Genomic DNA, 13,445 nt, shown 5'->3' with positions numbered 1-13,445 from the left:
GCGATGAAGCAGAAACCGGTGATCCTCCAGATTCTGCCAGCACTGGGTATTGGCGGGCTGGAGCGTGGGGCGATCGACATGGCCGAGGCCATTCATCAGGCCGGCGGGCGGGCCTTGGTGGCGGCGGAGAGTGGCGCTTTGGTATCCCGCCTGCGTTATGTCGGTGGCGAGCATGTGGAGCTAGAATTCCGTAAGAAAGTATCGCCTTGGTATTTTTTTAGCCGCGTGAAAGCTTTGCAGCGGTTGATCCGGCAGGAAGGTGTCAGCCTTGTTCATGCGCGGTCCCGCTACCCAGCCCTTGTGGCCTTTGTAGCGTGCCGCCGGGAAAAGGTGCCGTTGGTGACGACATGGCACGGGGACCATAAGACGAATTTCTGGCTCAAGAAGCTCTATAATTCCGGGTTGGTGCGGGGGCAACGTGTTATCGCTGTTTCTGAGCATATCGGGGAGCGGCTGCGGCAGGAATATCGGGTCGGGGAAGACCGGCTGCGTATCATCCCTCGTGGGAGCGATCCGGAGGTGTTTTCTCCCGAGGCTGTAAGGGGCCTCCAGATGCAAACCCTGTTGGAACGGTGGCGGATCGGCGAGGAAAGTCGCATCATTCTTATGCCCGGCCGTATGACCCGTTGGAAAGGGCAGGAATGTCTGATTGAGGCTTTGGGCTATTTGGCCGTCCACCATCCGGATTTGGACTGGGTCTGTGTTATGGTTGGGCCGGGAGAGGGTAATAGTTATACCCAGATGCTGCATAGGATGGCCGAGGAGCGTGGCATTGCGAATCGTCTGCGTTTTGCTGGGGTCTGCAAGGATATGGCAGCTGCCTATAGGCTGGCCCATGTCGTGACGGTCCCCTCCCTGCGTCCCGAGCCGTTCGGGCGGGTACCGGTGGAGGCCCAGATGATGGGCTGTTGGGTGATTGGGTCAGCTCGTGGCGGGTTGAAGGAAACTATACAGCATGGTGAAAGCGGGACGCTTGTTCCAGCGGGTGATTGCAGGGCCTTGGCTGGTGCCTTGAGGGAAGTGCTGGACGTGCCACCGGAACTTATGGCAGAGCGGCAAGACGAGATACGTGCCCATGCCCTTGCCCGTTATACCAAGCAGCACATGCAGCGGGCGACATTGGGTGTTTATGATGAACTGCTTTCCACCGGATTGCGGGATATGTTTGTGCGCTTTCATGAGGAAAGGGATGCAGGCTCATGAAGTCTGAACAGGAGCGGAAAACCGGCGAAACCCCCATGACGGCACGGCAGGAACGTCAGCTGCGGGAGGCGCAGGCCTTACGGGCTAATCTTCTGCGGCGCAAACAGCAGCAGCGCAGCCGCCCAGCAGGGAATGATCGCACAATGGCATCTGCCGCCAGTCAAGAGGATCGCTGAGTGACCAGACCACGTCTGCCTCTGCCATCGCGGCAGGAAATCGCCCTCGGCATCATCACGGTGTTGTGGGGGGGAACTTATTACATCATCCAGATGGCGCTGAAGACCAGTGGCCCTCTGTTTTTCATCGGGGTTCGTTTCCTCATCGCTGCCCTGTTTGTGGTCTGCTTTGTCGGGCGCAAGCGCATTATGCAGGGGATTCCCCGTGCGGAAATATGGCGTGGCGGGCTGATCGGCGTTGTGCTGGCTTTCGGCTATATCTGCCAGACAATCGGGTTGATGACGATTACCAGCAGCCGTTCCGCTTTTTTGACGGCCCTTTATGTCCCGTTGGTTCCGCTGCTTCAGTGGATCATCCTGCGTAAGGCACCCAGTAAGAGCGGGATTGCTGGTATTTTTCTTGCCTTTGTTGGGCTAGTTCTTCTGGCTGAACCGTGGAAGAGCGGCTTAACCATGAGTACAGGGGATGGCCTCACTCTGCTGGGCACGTTCTCTTATGCGTTCGAGATTATATGCGTTGGGCTGTTCGCTCTCCAGACGGATAGTCGCCGTATGGCGTTTGTGCAGCTTGTGGCCGGTGGTCTTTTTGCTTTTTGCGCCATGCCGGTTATGGGCGAGCATATCCCGCCGTTTAGTTGGGGCTGGCTGAGCTGTGCGCTGGTGATGGGTGTGGTAAGTGCCGCTACTCAGCTGGTGCTCAACTGGGCGCAGAAGACGGTTTCCCCTACTAAGGCGACCATTATTTATTCCAGTGAACCTATCTGGGGTGGACTTGTTGGCTGGTGTACGGGTGATGTTCTAACAACATGCACACTGGTTGGGGCTGGCTTTATCGTGGCTGGCGTGCTGGCTAGTGAGGTAAAGCCCCGTTGGCCTCGTTTCCGTCGTACTCTGCGTGGTGGTGCTGTGCGTGAGACGCCTTTGGAACGGAAGCGTCGCCGCCGGCCCAGCATGTCTGATTTGGTTATTCGTGGCTCATCGGAGGACTGATCATGGCCCAGCCTGCACCCTGCTTTGCTCTGTCGCAGACAGATGGTATGACAGGGCAGGCCCAGTGATACGACCTGCCCTTTGGGGCGGGCTTGTTTCTGGCGGGTTTTTTATCGGTTCAGAGAGACCATCATCCATAAGGGAGAGCGGCTATGTCGATCATGCCTGACCACTGGATACGCCATATGGCGCAGGAACACGGCATGATAGAGCCGTTTGTCGAGGCACAGAAGCGTGAGAAGGTTATTTCTTACGGGCTTTCTTCTTATGGGTATGATGCCCGTGTCGCTGATGAGTTCCACATTTTCACGGATGTGGACAGCGCTGTGGTGGACCCCAAGAATTTCTCCGCCGACAGTTTTGTGACCCGTCGTGGGGATATTATCATCCCGCCCAACAGTTTTGCGCTGGCTCATACGGTAGAATATTTCCGTATTCCCCGTGATACGCTGGTCGTGTGCCTTGGTAAATCCACCTACGCCCGCTGCGGCATCATCGTTAATGTCACGCCGCTGGAACCAGAATGGGAGGGGCAGGTGACAATTGAGATCAGCAATACCACCCCTCTGCCAGCGCGTATCTACGCTAATGAGGGAATCTGCCAGTTCCTGTTTTTCCAAGGGGCTAGCCCTTGCGAGGTTAGCTATGCTGATCGTGCCGGGAAATATATGCGTCAGTCCGGTGTGACACCGCCACGGCTCTAAATTTCAGAAAATCAGAAAGTTCCATCCGGTCTGGGATGGCGGGATGAGGATGGAGAGAAGCAGATGGATTATTTCCTGATCGAAGGTGGTCGCCGTCTCGAGGGGCGTATTTCTGTTGGTGGGGCCAAGAATTCGGGGCTGAAACTGATGGTCGCCGCCCTGCTTTCCGAAGGGCCGCTTATTCTCTCCAATGTTCCTGATATTGCCGATATCCGTACCATGCGGACCCTGCTTGGACAGCTGGGTTATGACGTGAAGGAGCTGTATGGCCCCCAACGGCTTAGCCTTGGCGGGACCATCAGTTCTATAGAAGCCCCCTATGACATTGTGTCGCGCATGAGGGCGTCTATTCTGGTTCTAGGGCCATTGTTGGCTCGTGTGGGGGAAGCTCGTGTTTCTCTGCCGGGTGGCTGCGCTATCGGGACTCGCCCAGTGGACCTACACCTCAAAGGGCTGGAGGCCCTGGGGGCCGAGATCACGTTGGAAGCCGGCTATATCAATGCTCGTGCTCTTAATGGCCTGAAGGGGGGGCGGGTTGTGCTGCCATTCCCTAGTGTTGGAGCTACCGAGAATGTCCTCATGGCTGCAACACTGGCCCACGGCACGACAGAGATTGTCAACGCCGCTCGGGAGCCGGAGATTCTGGACCTTGCCAACTGCCTCAATGCCATGGGGGCACGGATTCGTGGTGCTCATTCCGGCACTATTACGGTGGAAGGTGTCGATCAGCTGCACGGTGCGACTTATTCCGTCATGCCGGATCGGATCGAATGTGGCACATATGCCTGTGCTGTGGGCATGGCTGGCGGAAATGTCCTGCTTGAAGGTGGACGGATGGCCGATCAGGAGGCTGTCATCTATGCTCTACGGCAGGCAGGCGTAGAGGTTGAGGAGGAGACTGACGGTCTGCGTGTTCGGAGTGATGGAAAGCTGCGTGGGATTGACCTGACGACAGAACCTTATCCGGGCTTCCCGACAGATATGCAGGCGCAGTTCATGGCTATGCTTTCCGTAGCGGAGGGGGCATCCATGATTACGGAAACGATCTTCGAAAACCGTTTTATGCATGTGCCCGAGCTGAACCGCATGGGGGCAAATATCACCATTCAGGGGCGTTCAGCCGTGATCCGCGGTGTGGAGCGTCTCTCTGGTGCCAAAGTGATGGCAACGGATTTGAGAGCGTCTTTCTCTCTAATTCTGGCAGGCCTTGTGGCCGAGGGGGAGACCGAGCTTAGCCGTGTCTATCATCTCGACCGTGGCTATGAGCATGTGGAAAAGAAGCTTTCTGCCTGCGGGGCGAAGATCAGACGTGTGAAGGTGCCTTCAGGCGCAGTATGACGTCTTTGACATTATTTACGACTTCATAGAGGGCTTGTGCCCCTTCATCTGCAAAGCCTTGTTCTTGCGTGGCCGTCAGCAGGGCAAGGAGGGAATTGGCCCAACCGTCCGTGTTGAGGATGATGATGGGCCGCTGGCTTAGCCCAAGCTGGCGGTTTACGAGAACCTCCATGAATTCATCAAAGGTGCCGAAGCCGCCGGGCAGAATGATATAGGCATCGGCTTCCTCAAAGAGTCTGGCCTTGCGGCTGGGCATGTCTTCTGTCACTTCAAGGTCCGTGACCCCTTCATGTAGGGTTTCTCGTGCTTCGAGAAAGCGGGGGATGATACCCTTCACCGTACCGCCTGCCCGTAGAGTGGCATCGGCTACAGCCCCCATTAATCCAGCCTTACCACCACCATAGACCAGCATGATGCCTGCCTCTCCCAAGGCTGTGCCGAGGGCCCGGGCTGTTTGCATATGTGCTGGGTTGTGTCCGGGGCGGGAACCACAGAAAACAGAGCAAGAACGGGGGATCATGGCGGATTATCTCCTCTGAAAAGAAAAATGCCGGGCAGATCATGCCCGGCATTTTAAAGAAAGAACAGTCTCACAGGGGCGGGAGACATATCCTCACCCTTGCGATGAAGCTTGTTCGTTATTTTGCTTCTTTTGGCACACCGCAGCCCGGGATACGGGAGAAGATGGCGCTGAAGGCGATACCGCTGACGCAGAGGATACCGGCAACGGCAAACATGGTAGGCCAACCCATATGGTCACGCAGGCCACCCATGAACCAGCTGGACACCACAATGGTCAGGTCCGTGAAGATGGAATAAGCGGCAATCAGGATACCGTTATACTCCGGCCCATCGGTTTTGACGGCCATGGTGCCCATAGCGGGGAAGAGCAGTGAGAAGCCAGCACCTGTCAGAGCTGCACCGATGAGACCGCCCATGCTGTTATGCACCAAGCAGAAGACGAGCATAGCCACAGCTTCCGTCACCAGAGACATATAGGCGATCGGCACACCGCCGTGCTTGTCGATCTGACCGGAAACAAAGATACGCATGAAAATGAAGCAGGCAGCGAAGACGCCAAAAGCAACGCCCAGACCCGTCCAGTGGTTTTCCGTGTAATACAGGGCAAGGAAGCTGTTGACCGTACCGAAGCCGACAGAACCAGCAGCCAGACCTGCACCGTAAGGCAGAACCTTTTTGACAGCCCGACCGAAGGACATTGGCTTGCCTTTACCAGCCAGCGGCTTGATGGCTGTATAGAAGGTAAGCAGGATGACACCGCCGATACCCAGAGCCACCTCCAGAAAACCGACAGGCAGAAGCGGGATAGTCGGCAGAAGGGAGCTGAGGAGCTGACCGATGGTCACACCAACGGCGATACCACCGTAGGATGTGACACCATTCCACGAAATAGCCACGGAGGAGTGTGCCTGGCCGACGCGGCGCAGGTTCCATGCCGTTACGGATGTGGATGTGCAGCTTTCTGACCAACCAATGAAGAGACGGCTGATGAGAGCGATGCCCAGGGCAATATAACGGGATGTGTCATTCAAGCCCAAGAAGGTAGGGATCAGGGCAGCTAGACATACAAGCAGACCGGAAATGACGCAGAAAATGAGGCCGTAACGCAGCACGGCTTTAGGGCCATAGACGTCAATGCGGTGTCCAACGACCATGCGGCCCATGGCTGTGCCGATATACTGCAGGGAGATGGTGCTCGCTGCGACAGCTGTCGTGAAACCCAGCGTGTTATGGACAAACTGGGCACCGATGACAGCATTAGGCAGCCCGATGACAAAATAGACAAGAAGGTTGAACAGGACTACAGGCATGACCCGCATAGTCGGCGAGCATGTGTAGGTTGCGTCTTCATCAGACATGGAGCGTCCCCTTTGCAGTTTTCCGCAAGCCGTGCCCATTCAACTCGCTGTAACTGGCACAGCCTTTCTTGGTTATCGACCATAGGTGAGAAAGCCTTTTCCGTCACGGGGCAATGATTTGCTCAGCTTGCATAGTTGTGAATGGCTGCCATGCAGCGGTGTCAGTAGGTTTGCTGTCAGGCAGGCGGGGCAAAGCGTTTCACTTTCTACCGTCTTCCATGATACGCAAACGCAAATATGGCCATGATGACCGCTAGCCATTTATTGCGGGGGGAATAAGCTGATGATGGATGACAATGTTAGAAAAGCCTGTGAGGAAGCGGGTTATCAGATTCTTTCATCTGAGATGGCGTATGAAAACCCTTGGACGGCCGTACGGGAGGACAAGATCATCCATCCCGGCGGCAAAAGGGGTCTATATGGTGTTGTAGAGCGGGGAACCTTTGCGGTTCTTATGCCTGTGCATGAGGATGGGCGTATCACGCTGGTTCAGCAGTTTCGCTATCCGGTGGGTAAACGGCTTTGGGAGTTCCCTATGGGGATGTGGGAAACACGCCCTAATGCCGATGCTAGAGAGCTGGCCCTGGGCGAGCTGCGGGAGGAAACTGGTCTTCGGGCTGGGGAGTTGATCCACGCTGGCACGCTTTATCAGGGAGCGGGCTATTCTACCCAGATGGGCCACGTCTTTCTCGCCCGGAATCTTGTTCGTGGAGAGGCCGAGCGAGAAGCCACCGAGGCCGACATGAAAGTGAAAGACATTTCGCGCGCTGAGTTTGACCGTATGATCGTTGATGGTGAGATGACCTGCATGGTCACTCTGGCTGCCTATGCGCAGATACGGGCACGGGGTCTGCTCTGAGGAGTTCAGTTTGGCTGCGGGCGGTACGTCGTCCAGCTCTTCTGATTCTATTGCTAGTGGGTGGCCCAGTGCTGTTGTGGCAGAGTCCGGTCATTCAACGTGGATTGGTGCTCATGCAGCACTGGGCAGGGCAGCCGTATGCGGCGTTGTATGTTTTGCCGTTGGCTGTCCTGTATTGTGCCTTCGGCCTGCCCCGGCAAGCACTCTGCTTTGTGCTGGGGGCGGGATTCGGGGTTGGTATCGGGCTTGTTGAGGCCAGTCTGGCTTACGGTGCCGGTGCCCTTATAGGGTATGGTTGGGGCTGGCTCTGGCGATGGAAACGGCCATTGCAGACAGAGGCGGTACCGTGGTTCATTCGGGCTGGGCAGCAGGCCCCTTTTCGTATGGTGTTGTGTGCAAGGTTGTTGCCGGTAGGGTCTGCTTTGCTGGTTTCAGTTTCGTCAGGCATGGCGGGTCTGGCGGTTGGTCGGTTCATACTGGCCACCATGCTAGGAGGGCTGCCCCAGAATCTGGTTTTTCTTCTGGCAGGCAGAGGTGTAGAACTCCGCCACGGATGGGCTTTGCTAGCTGCTGCCGTGCTGGCCCTGCTTTCGGCAGGGCTTGGAGTTTGGGTCTTGCGGGGTTTCCGTAAAGAGATGGGAAAGGCAGAGTAACGTAGCATGACGACGTCACAGCGTGGCTTTTTTGAGCAGGCTCTGATCGGCAAACCTCTAATCAAGGGCGGGAAGATGCCTTTTTGGCTGCCGCTTCTTTTAGGGACGCTAACAGCCGTTGGCCCTGTTTCGACAGATATTTACTTGCCTGCCTTGCCGGAGATGGAGCATCAGCTTGGCTCGGCTCCGGGGACGGGCAGCCTGACGATGGCGGCATGGGTCGCTGGTCTGGCCATCGGGCAGATCATGGTGGGGCCACTGACAGACCGCTTTGGTCGCCGCCGTCCTCTGCTTGTGGGTACATTGTTCTATGCGTTGGCAGCAGCGGGGTGTGCGCTGTCTACCTCCATGCCCATGCTGTGTTTCTTCCGTGCGTTTGCGGCACTTATGGGGGCTGCCAGTCTTGTCGTGCCTAATGCGTGCGTGCGGGATGTGACGGTGGGTGATGCCACTGCGAAGATGATGTCCCGCTTGATTCTGATTCAGGGGGTGGTGCCGATTCTGGCGCCCGCATTGGGTGGGTTTGCCCTTCAGTTCATCACATGGCGGGATATTTTCTGGGCTACATCTCTTTATGGCGTGGTCGGCCTGTTACTTGTGTTCCTCTTCTTGCCGGAAACGTTGGACGAGGGGGATCGCCACCCCATGCGGCTTTGGGCCATCATGACCCGCTATGGGCAGACATTGCAGGACAGGAATTACCGCTTCAATGCGCTCATTTGGATGGTGCAGGGTTTTGCCGTGTTCACCTATCTGACAGCGGCGCCATTCTTATTTGAGAGTGTCTATGCCTTCACACCTTTTCAATATGGTGTGTTGTTTGGGGTGATGGCGGTGTGCATGATTGGATCTTCCCAGATTAATGCTTGGCTGTTGAATTACTATCACAGCCGGACCTTGCTGCGGGCTGGTCTGGCTATAAGCTGTTTGGGGGCTACCATTCTTCTGGGGCTGGCTGTGTGGTCTGCTCTGGATGTTGATGCCGCAGGGCATCTCAAGCATCTTTATCTCTGGCCGCTCTTTGGGGCGATGCTCTGTGCGCTGGGGCCGGGGGGATGTATAGGCCCGAATGCTATGGCCGGTGCCTTGCTGACGCAGGGGCGTAATGCTGGTGTGGCAACGGCTCTGGCTGGGACAGGGCAATATGTGTTTGGTATTTTGGCTAGTGTCATGTTCTCATGGTTGCCGGTTGGCACGGCCATTCCAATGGGGGGGATGCTTTTGGTGGCTTTCCTCGTCATGGCCATTTTTGCCCGCATGGCCCCATGAGGCTCTCTTTTAAAACAGATGCATAAGGGCCTATAAGGGGCCCTTGTGTGAATCATGACCCAATATGAAGGCTTGTTATGTCCTTTAAAGACCCTGCCCCGCTGGATCTGAAACAGTATATCCGTGAGGTTCCCGATTTCCCGAAGCCGGGTATCCTGTTTTACGATATCTCTACCCTGATCCGTAACCCGGAGGCGTGGCAGGTGGCAACGGGGCGTTTGGCGCAGGCGGTGGCCCGTTTCCAACCGGATATTCTGGCAGGGATCGAAAGCCGTGGCTTTCTGACAGCCGCTCCGCTGGCGACCCGTCTGGGCTGTGGCTTTACCATGCTGCGTAAGCCGGGCAAGCTGCCCGGTAAGACCATTTCTCATAAATACAGCCTCGAATATGGCGAGGATGAGTTGCAGATACAGGCCGATGCCGTGACCCCTGGGCAACGTGTAGTGGTGCTGGATGATCTTCTGGCAACAGGTGGCACGTTGGCGGCTTCTATCGACCTTCTGCGCAAGGCTGGTGCCGAGGTTGTCGGGGCTTCTGTGATGATTGAACTTCTGGCTCTGGGCGGCCGTAAGAAGGTCGATGTTCCCGTTACCTCTTTGCTGACCTACGAAGACTGAAACTGACACGGGGCATAATAGGGGCGGTATGACGGTAGAAACCCTTCCTGTAACGGCTGTTCTGCCTGCCCTTCATGAGGCCCTAGCCACGGGGCCGAATGTTGTTCTGGTAGCTCCGCCGGGTGCGGGGAAGACGACAGCCGTCCCACCGTCTCTTCTGGCTGCGGCTCCGGATTGGCTAGGGGATGGGCGTATCCTCCTTGTGGAGCCTAGGCGTGTGGCTGTACGGGCTGCAGCTCAGCGCATGGCGGCTTTGAGGGGAGAAAAACCCGGTGGTGTGATTGGTTATCGCACCCGTCTTGATAGTGCCGTTTCAGCCCATACCCGCATTGAGGTCGTGACAGAAGGGCTGCTTGTCCGCCGCCTGCTTGCCGACCCACTACTGGAGGGTGTGTCTGCCGTCCTATTTGATGAAGTGCATGAGCGGTCCCTTGATGGGGATACAGCCCTAGGGTTTTGCCGTGATGTGCAACAGAGTCTGCGGCCCGAGCTACGGCTTGTTGCCATGTCGGCTACGCTGGATGCTGGGATCTTTACGACTGCTTTGCAGGCTCCGCTGATTGAGAGTGATGGCCGTCAGTACCCGGTAGAGGTCCGTTATAGGCGGGATATTGCCCATCTGCGTGATCTACCAGAAAGCTGTGCTCAAGCTGTGGCGCAGGCATGGCAGGAGGAGGAAGGGGCCATTCTGGCATTTCTGCCCGGTGTGGGGGAAATCCGCAGGGCGCAGGCTAGTCTTCAGGCTCTTCTTGGGGAACAAACGCCCATCTATCCGCTTTATGGGGAACAGTCAGTTGAGGATCAGGCCCGTGCGCTGGACCCGGCTTCCGGGCGGCGGATTGTGCTGGCGACTTCCATTGCTGAGACATCCGTAACGGTTCCCGGTGTGCGGGTTGTTGTGGATGGTGGTTGGCGGCGTCTGCCACAGCGTGATGCCAGCACGGGCCTGCCCCGTTTGCATACACGGCGTATTTCCCGGGCTACGGCAGAACAGAGGGCAGGCCGTGCAGGGCGGCAGGCCCCCGGTATTGCTATTCGCCTTTGGTCGGAGATGACCCAGCGTAGCTTGATCGTGCAGGAGGTTCCAGCCATTCGGGAGGCGGACCTATGCGATTTTGCTCTCGTCACGGCGGCATGGCAACAGGCGGTAGGAACAGCCCCCGCAGCTCTCCCTTTGATCGAACCAGCCCCAGAGGGTGGGTTGGCAGTGGCACAGGCTCTTCTTCAGTATTTGGGGGCATTGGATAGCGAGCAGGGACTGACGACTCTGGGGCGGCAGATGGTGGGTTTTGGCACGCATCCCCGGTTGGCGGCGATGCTCTGTGCAGCCAGAACAGTAGAAGAATTAGCTGTTGCGGCCTGCCTTGCCGCTCTTTTGGAAGAGCGTGACCCGCTAGGCGGGCGGGGTGGCAAGGGTGGGGAGGCCTCGGCCGATCTTCGGTTACGTCTGAAGCTTTTCATACAAGATGATGCCCGTGTGCCTCGTTATGTAGTACGGCAGCTCCGTCAGGCAGCAATGCGTTTTCTTCGTCGGGCTGGGCAGGCTGTGAATCAGGATGATTTGGCGGATCTCGTAAGTGAGGGGCTGGCAGGTTACGCTGCTGGGCGACTTGTTGCCGCGGGATTTCCTGATCGTTTAGCGCAGCGGACCAGTGCGGACGGACGTTACCGTTTAGCCGGTGGTGGCAGTGCCCGCATAGGGGCGACAGACCCGTTGGTGCAGGAGGGGCTTTTAGCGGGTGCGGCTTTTCATATCCGTAAGGGAACGGACATGACGCTTGCCGCACCTGTAACGCTGGAGACCCTGCCTGACTCCGTGCAGGCTAGCCTTAAGGAGCAGCGGGAATCGGCTCTCGATGGTACATCGGGTAAGGTAATTGTTCGGCAGAGGCTACGGCTGGGTAATCTGGTACTAAAGGATCGGAACGTACCGGCCGAGCCAGAAGATGTTACGGCAGCTTTGCTGGCAAAGGCGCAGTCTGATCTCTCCCGATATTTGGAATGGTCTGTGCCGGCTCGGCAGTTTCAGGCCCGTGTGGCATTGGCCCGGACGCATTATGCTCCCCATCTACCTGATTTGTCTGATGAGGCACTGATCCAATCCATGGACTGGCTGGAGCCGTGGCTCGCCGGGTTGGACAGGCTGATTCAGCTGAAGGAACTGGACCTTGTCGCTATCTTAACCAGCCTTCTGCCTTATGAGGACAAGCAAGAATTGGACCGCCAGCTACCTGCTCATGCTACGTTGAAAGTGGGGCGCAGGCGCATTGACTATACAACGGTTGTACCGTCTCTTTCTGCCCGAGCGCAGGATTTTTATGGCACAATGGCTCTGCCTCAGTTGGCAGGGGGTAAGGTGCCGCTACATGCTACGCTGCTTTCTCCAGCTGGACGACCGCAGGCCGTGACAGCGGATCTGGAACAGTTCTGGAAGTCCGGTTGGCTGGACATGCGGAAGGATATGCGGGGGCGTTATCCCAAGCATAACTGGCCCGAAAATCCCGCTCATGATTCATGAGGCCGGATTTGATACCCGGACAGAACGGATTATCTGCAACCGATGATTATATTGTATCCCCGACATGAAAGGACTGTATAACGAGCGGTAGGACTTGCCCGTGATACTGGTTCTTACGGACGATATTCTCCACCATGTGGGGATTAAGCCCTTTGTGTAGTATATCCTCTTTCCTCACATCATATTTATGGAGGTTGTTGAAGACGACCCGTGTGAACATGATAGGGCCAGTGACCTTCAATGTTGCTACGCTACCTGTGCCATGCAGGGCGGGTGTGTAGAAAAAGATATTGGCAATCATCTGGTTGATGACCTTAGCCATGAGCGGATGGCCCGGTGAACAGATGAGGCACCAAATGGGGAATTCCCCTCCCTCAATATGGGAGAGTTCCGCTTTTTTACCCCATTCAAAATACCGGGGAATATTCCAATCCCACTGAGAAATGATGAACTGGTCATCCTCATGAAGGATTGATGAAATGGGTTTAGTCCCTCCCGATTTCATATCTAGATAAACGCCACCATGGTGGTACACGCAGAGGTATCTAAAGAAATCAGCCTGTGCTGCCCCATAGAGGCGGTTCAGCCGCAGGTAGATATTCAACATCTCCCAGCCATAGTGGGTATAGATGAAGTCAATACGATCTTTTTCTGAATAATATCTATAATCCCACCCTTCATTGAGGGTTTTTAGGGATGTAATGTTCTCAAGGTAAATATCCTGAGGTTGAAGGGGGTTATCAGTCTGGTGAATGATGTGAGGGATGCGTGGTGAATAGGGTTTTTCTGGAACGAATCGGAACGGAATATTCGATATTCTTCTAAATTCTTCCCATCCATGTGCTTTGTTAGTTAGGTCGAACGTACCGTTAGGTCGAGCGGACAGAAAATGATTATGCTGTAACAGTAGGAACGTATCATCAGATGGGTTCAGTACGGAGATGCCATGCGCTTTTAGCTGCTCATCCGTAGGAAGATCGTTCAGGTATTCTTGAATGTCGCAAAAATCAATCTGCTTAATTTCACCATCTTTAATGATAAGAACTGTAAAGAAATATGTCAGAAAAATTGGGCAAGGCAGGGTGATGATATTACTTTCATTGTAATGATGCATCGCATTCGTCCTTTAGGAGAAGCCAGTGAAAATATTGATTTTGTAATGCCCACACGACAGCTATGAGCCCATTTTAATCGATGGGAGACGCCACAGAACTGCCTTGAAAGTTACGAAACAGTAA

Annotated in this window: 13 protein-coding genes; 10 read left to right on the top strand and 3 right to left on the bottom strand. The window is 55.8% G+C overall.

The annotated features are described in order from the left end of the window. Positions 1–3: 3 nt before the first annotated feature. From AL01_RS08020 to murA, 5 genes are all read left to right on the top strand, one after another. Positions 4–1,203, top strand: coding sequence for a glycosyltransferase family 4 protein (locus tag AL01_RS08020; RefSeq protein ID WP_143280742.1), 1,200 nt, complete (start codon positions 4–6; stop codon positions 1,201–1,203). Continuing rightward, positions 1,200–1,379, top strand: coding sequence for a hypothetical protein (locus AL01_RS08015; protein ID WP_077397031.1), 180 nt, complete (start codon positions 1,200–1,202; stop codon positions 1,377–1,379). The genes AL01_RS08020 and AL01_RS08015 overlap by 4 nt, the downstream gene beginning before the upstream one ends. Continuing rightward, positions 1,380–2,369: a DMT family transporter gene (locus AL01_RS08010; protein ID WP_077397030.1), complete on the top strand. Its 990-nt coding sequence runs from the start codon at positions 1,380–1,382 to the stop codon at positions 2,367–2,369. A 152-nt stretch (positions 2,370–2,521) separates the two neighbouring features. Continuing rightward, positions 2,522–3,073, top strand: a complete 552-nt coding sequence (gene dcd, locus AL01_RS08005; RefSeq protein ID WP_043558674.1) for a dCTP deaminase — start codon at positions 2,522–2,524, stop codon at positions 3,071–3,073. A 63-nt stretch (positions 3,074–3,136) separates the two neighbouring features. Then, positions 3,137–4,411: a UDP-N-acetylglucosamine 1-carboxyvinyltransferase gene (gene murA, locus AL01_RS08000; protein ID WP_077397029.1), complete on the top strand. Its 1,275-nt coding sequence runs from the start codon at positions 3,137–3,139 to the stop codon at positions 4,409–4,411. Here the strand turns inward: murA and AL01_RS07995 are convergent. Further along, positions 4,377–4,931: an LOG family protein gene (locus tag AL01_RS07995; protein WP_077397028.1), complete on the bottom strand. Its 555-nt coding sequence runs from the start codon at positions 4,929–4,931 to the stop codon at positions 4,377–4,379. The two genes, murA and AL01_RS07995, sit on opposite strands and share 35 nt — an antisense overlap. Before the next feature lie 118 nt (positions 4,932–5,049). Then, positions 5,050–6,291 (bottom strand): MFS transporter, encoded by a 1,242-nt coding sequence (locus tag AL01_RS07990; RefSeq protein ID WP_158075956.1) that lies wholly within the window; start codon positions 6,289–6,291, stop codon positions 5,050–5,052. A gap of 283 nt (positions 6,292–6,574) precedes the next feature. Here AL01_RS07990 and AL01_RS07985 point away from each other — a divergent pair, with 283 nt between their 5' ends. The 5 genes from AL01_RS07985 (at position 6,575) to hrpB (ending at position 12,207) form a co-directional block, all read left to right on the top strand. Then, positions 6,575–7,150 (top strand): NUDIX domain-containing protein, encoded by a 576-nt coding sequence (locus AL01_RS07985; protein WP_077397026.1) that lies wholly within the window; start codon positions 6,575–6,577, stop codon positions 7,148–7,150. Between the two features lie 113 nt (positions 7,151–7,263). Further along, positions 7,264–7,803 carry a VTT domain-containing protein gene (locus tag AL01_RS07980; protein ID WP_077397025.1) on the top strand — a complete coding sequence of 180 codons (540 nt, stop codon included), beginning with the start codon at positions 7,264–7,266 and terminating at the stop codon, positions 7,801–7,803. A 6-nt stretch (positions 7,804–7,809) separates the two neighbouring features. Beyond that, the gene (locus AL01_RS07975; protein ID WP_077397024.1) at positions 7,810–9,072 is read left to right on the top strand and encodes a multidrug effflux MFS transporter; all 1,263 of its coding nucleotides are present in this window, start codon (positions 7,810–7,812) and stop codon (positions 9,070–9,072) included. Positions 9,073–9,149: 77 nt separating this feature from the next. Then, positions 9,150–9,689 carry an adenine phosphoribosyltransferase gene (locus AL01_RS07970; protein ID WP_077397023.1) on the top strand — a complete coding sequence of 180 codons (540 nt, stop codon included), beginning with the start codon at positions 9,150–9,152 and terminating at the stop codon, positions 9,687–9,689. A 28-nt stretch (positions 9,690–9,717) separates the two neighbouring features. After that, complete coding sequence (hrpB, locus tag AL01_RS07965; protein WP_077397022.1) at positions 9,718–12,207, top strand: ATP-dependent helicase HrpB; 2,490 nt, start codon at positions 9,718–9,720, stop codon at positions 12,205–12,207. Positions 12,208–12,253: 46 nt separating this feature from the next. On the opposite strand, the gene AL01_RS07960 is transcribed toward hrpB, so the two are convergent. After that, positions 12,254–13,321 (bottom strand): glycosyltransferase family 32 protein, encoded by a 1,068-nt coding sequence (locus tag AL01_RS07960; RefSeq protein WP_077397021.1) that lies wholly within the window; start codon positions 13,319–13,321, stop codon positions 12,254–12,256. Positions 13,322–13,445: the final 124 nt, after the last annotated feature.

This window comes from Bombella intestini (assembly GCF_002003665.1).
In the GTDB taxonomy this organism is placed as follows: Bacteria; Pseudomonadota; Alphaproteobacteria; order Acetobacterales; family Acetobacteraceae; genus Bombella; species Bombella intestini.
The sequence above is the reverse complement of the archived record's forward strand: the minus strand, read 5'-3'. Positions and strand labels throughout refer to the sequence as shown.

Bases quoted from the DNA above. Each gene is read 5' to 3' on its own strand.
- dcd (WP_043558674.1), top strand. From the start codon at position 2,522: ATGTCGATCATGCCTGACCACTGGATACGCCATATGGCGCAGGAACAC.
- murA (WP_077397029.1), top strand. From the start codon at position 3,137: ATGGATTATTTCCTGATCGAAGGTGGTCGCCGTCTCGAGGGGCGTATT.
- AL01_RS07975 (WP_077397024.1), top strand. From the start codon at position 7,810: ATGACGACGTCACAGCGTGGCTTTTTTGAGCAGGCTCTGATCGGCAAA.
- AL01_RS08015 (WP_077397031.1), top strand. From the start codon at position 1,200: ATGAAGTCTGAACAGGAGCGGAAAACCGGCGAAACCCCCATGACGGCA.
- AL01_RS07995 (WP_077397028.1), bottom strand. From the start codon at position 4,931: ATGATCCCCCGTTCTTGCTCTGTTTTCTGTGGTTCCCGCCCCGGACAC.
- AL01_RS07970 (WP_077397023.1), top strand. From the start codon at position 9,150: ATGTCCTTTAAAGACCCTGCCCCGCTGGATCTGAAACAGTATATCCGT.
- hrpB (WP_077397022.1), top strand. From the start codon at position 9,718: ATGACGGTAGAAACCCTTCCTGTAACGGCTGTTCTGCCTGCCCTTCAT.
- AL01_RS08020 (WP_143280742.1), top strand. From the start codon at position 4: ATGAAGCAGAAACCGGTGATCCTCCAGATTCTGCCAGCACTGGGTATT.
- AL01_RS07960 (WP_077397021.1), bottom strand. From the start codon at position 13,321: ATGCATCATTACAATGAAAGTAATATCATCACCCTGCCTTGCCCAATT.
- AL01_RS07980 (WP_077397025.1), top strand. From the start codon at position 7,264: ATGCAGCACTGGGCAGGGCAGCCGTATGCGGCGTTGTATGTTTTGCCG.
- AL01_RS07985 (WP_077397026.1), top strand. From the start codon at position 6,575: ATGATGGATGACAATGTTAGAAAAGCCTGTGAGGAAGCGGGTTATCAG.
- AL01_RS07990 (WP_158075956.1), bottom strand. From the start codon at position 6,291: ATGTCTGATGAAGACGCAACCTACACATGCTCGCCGACTATGCGGGTC.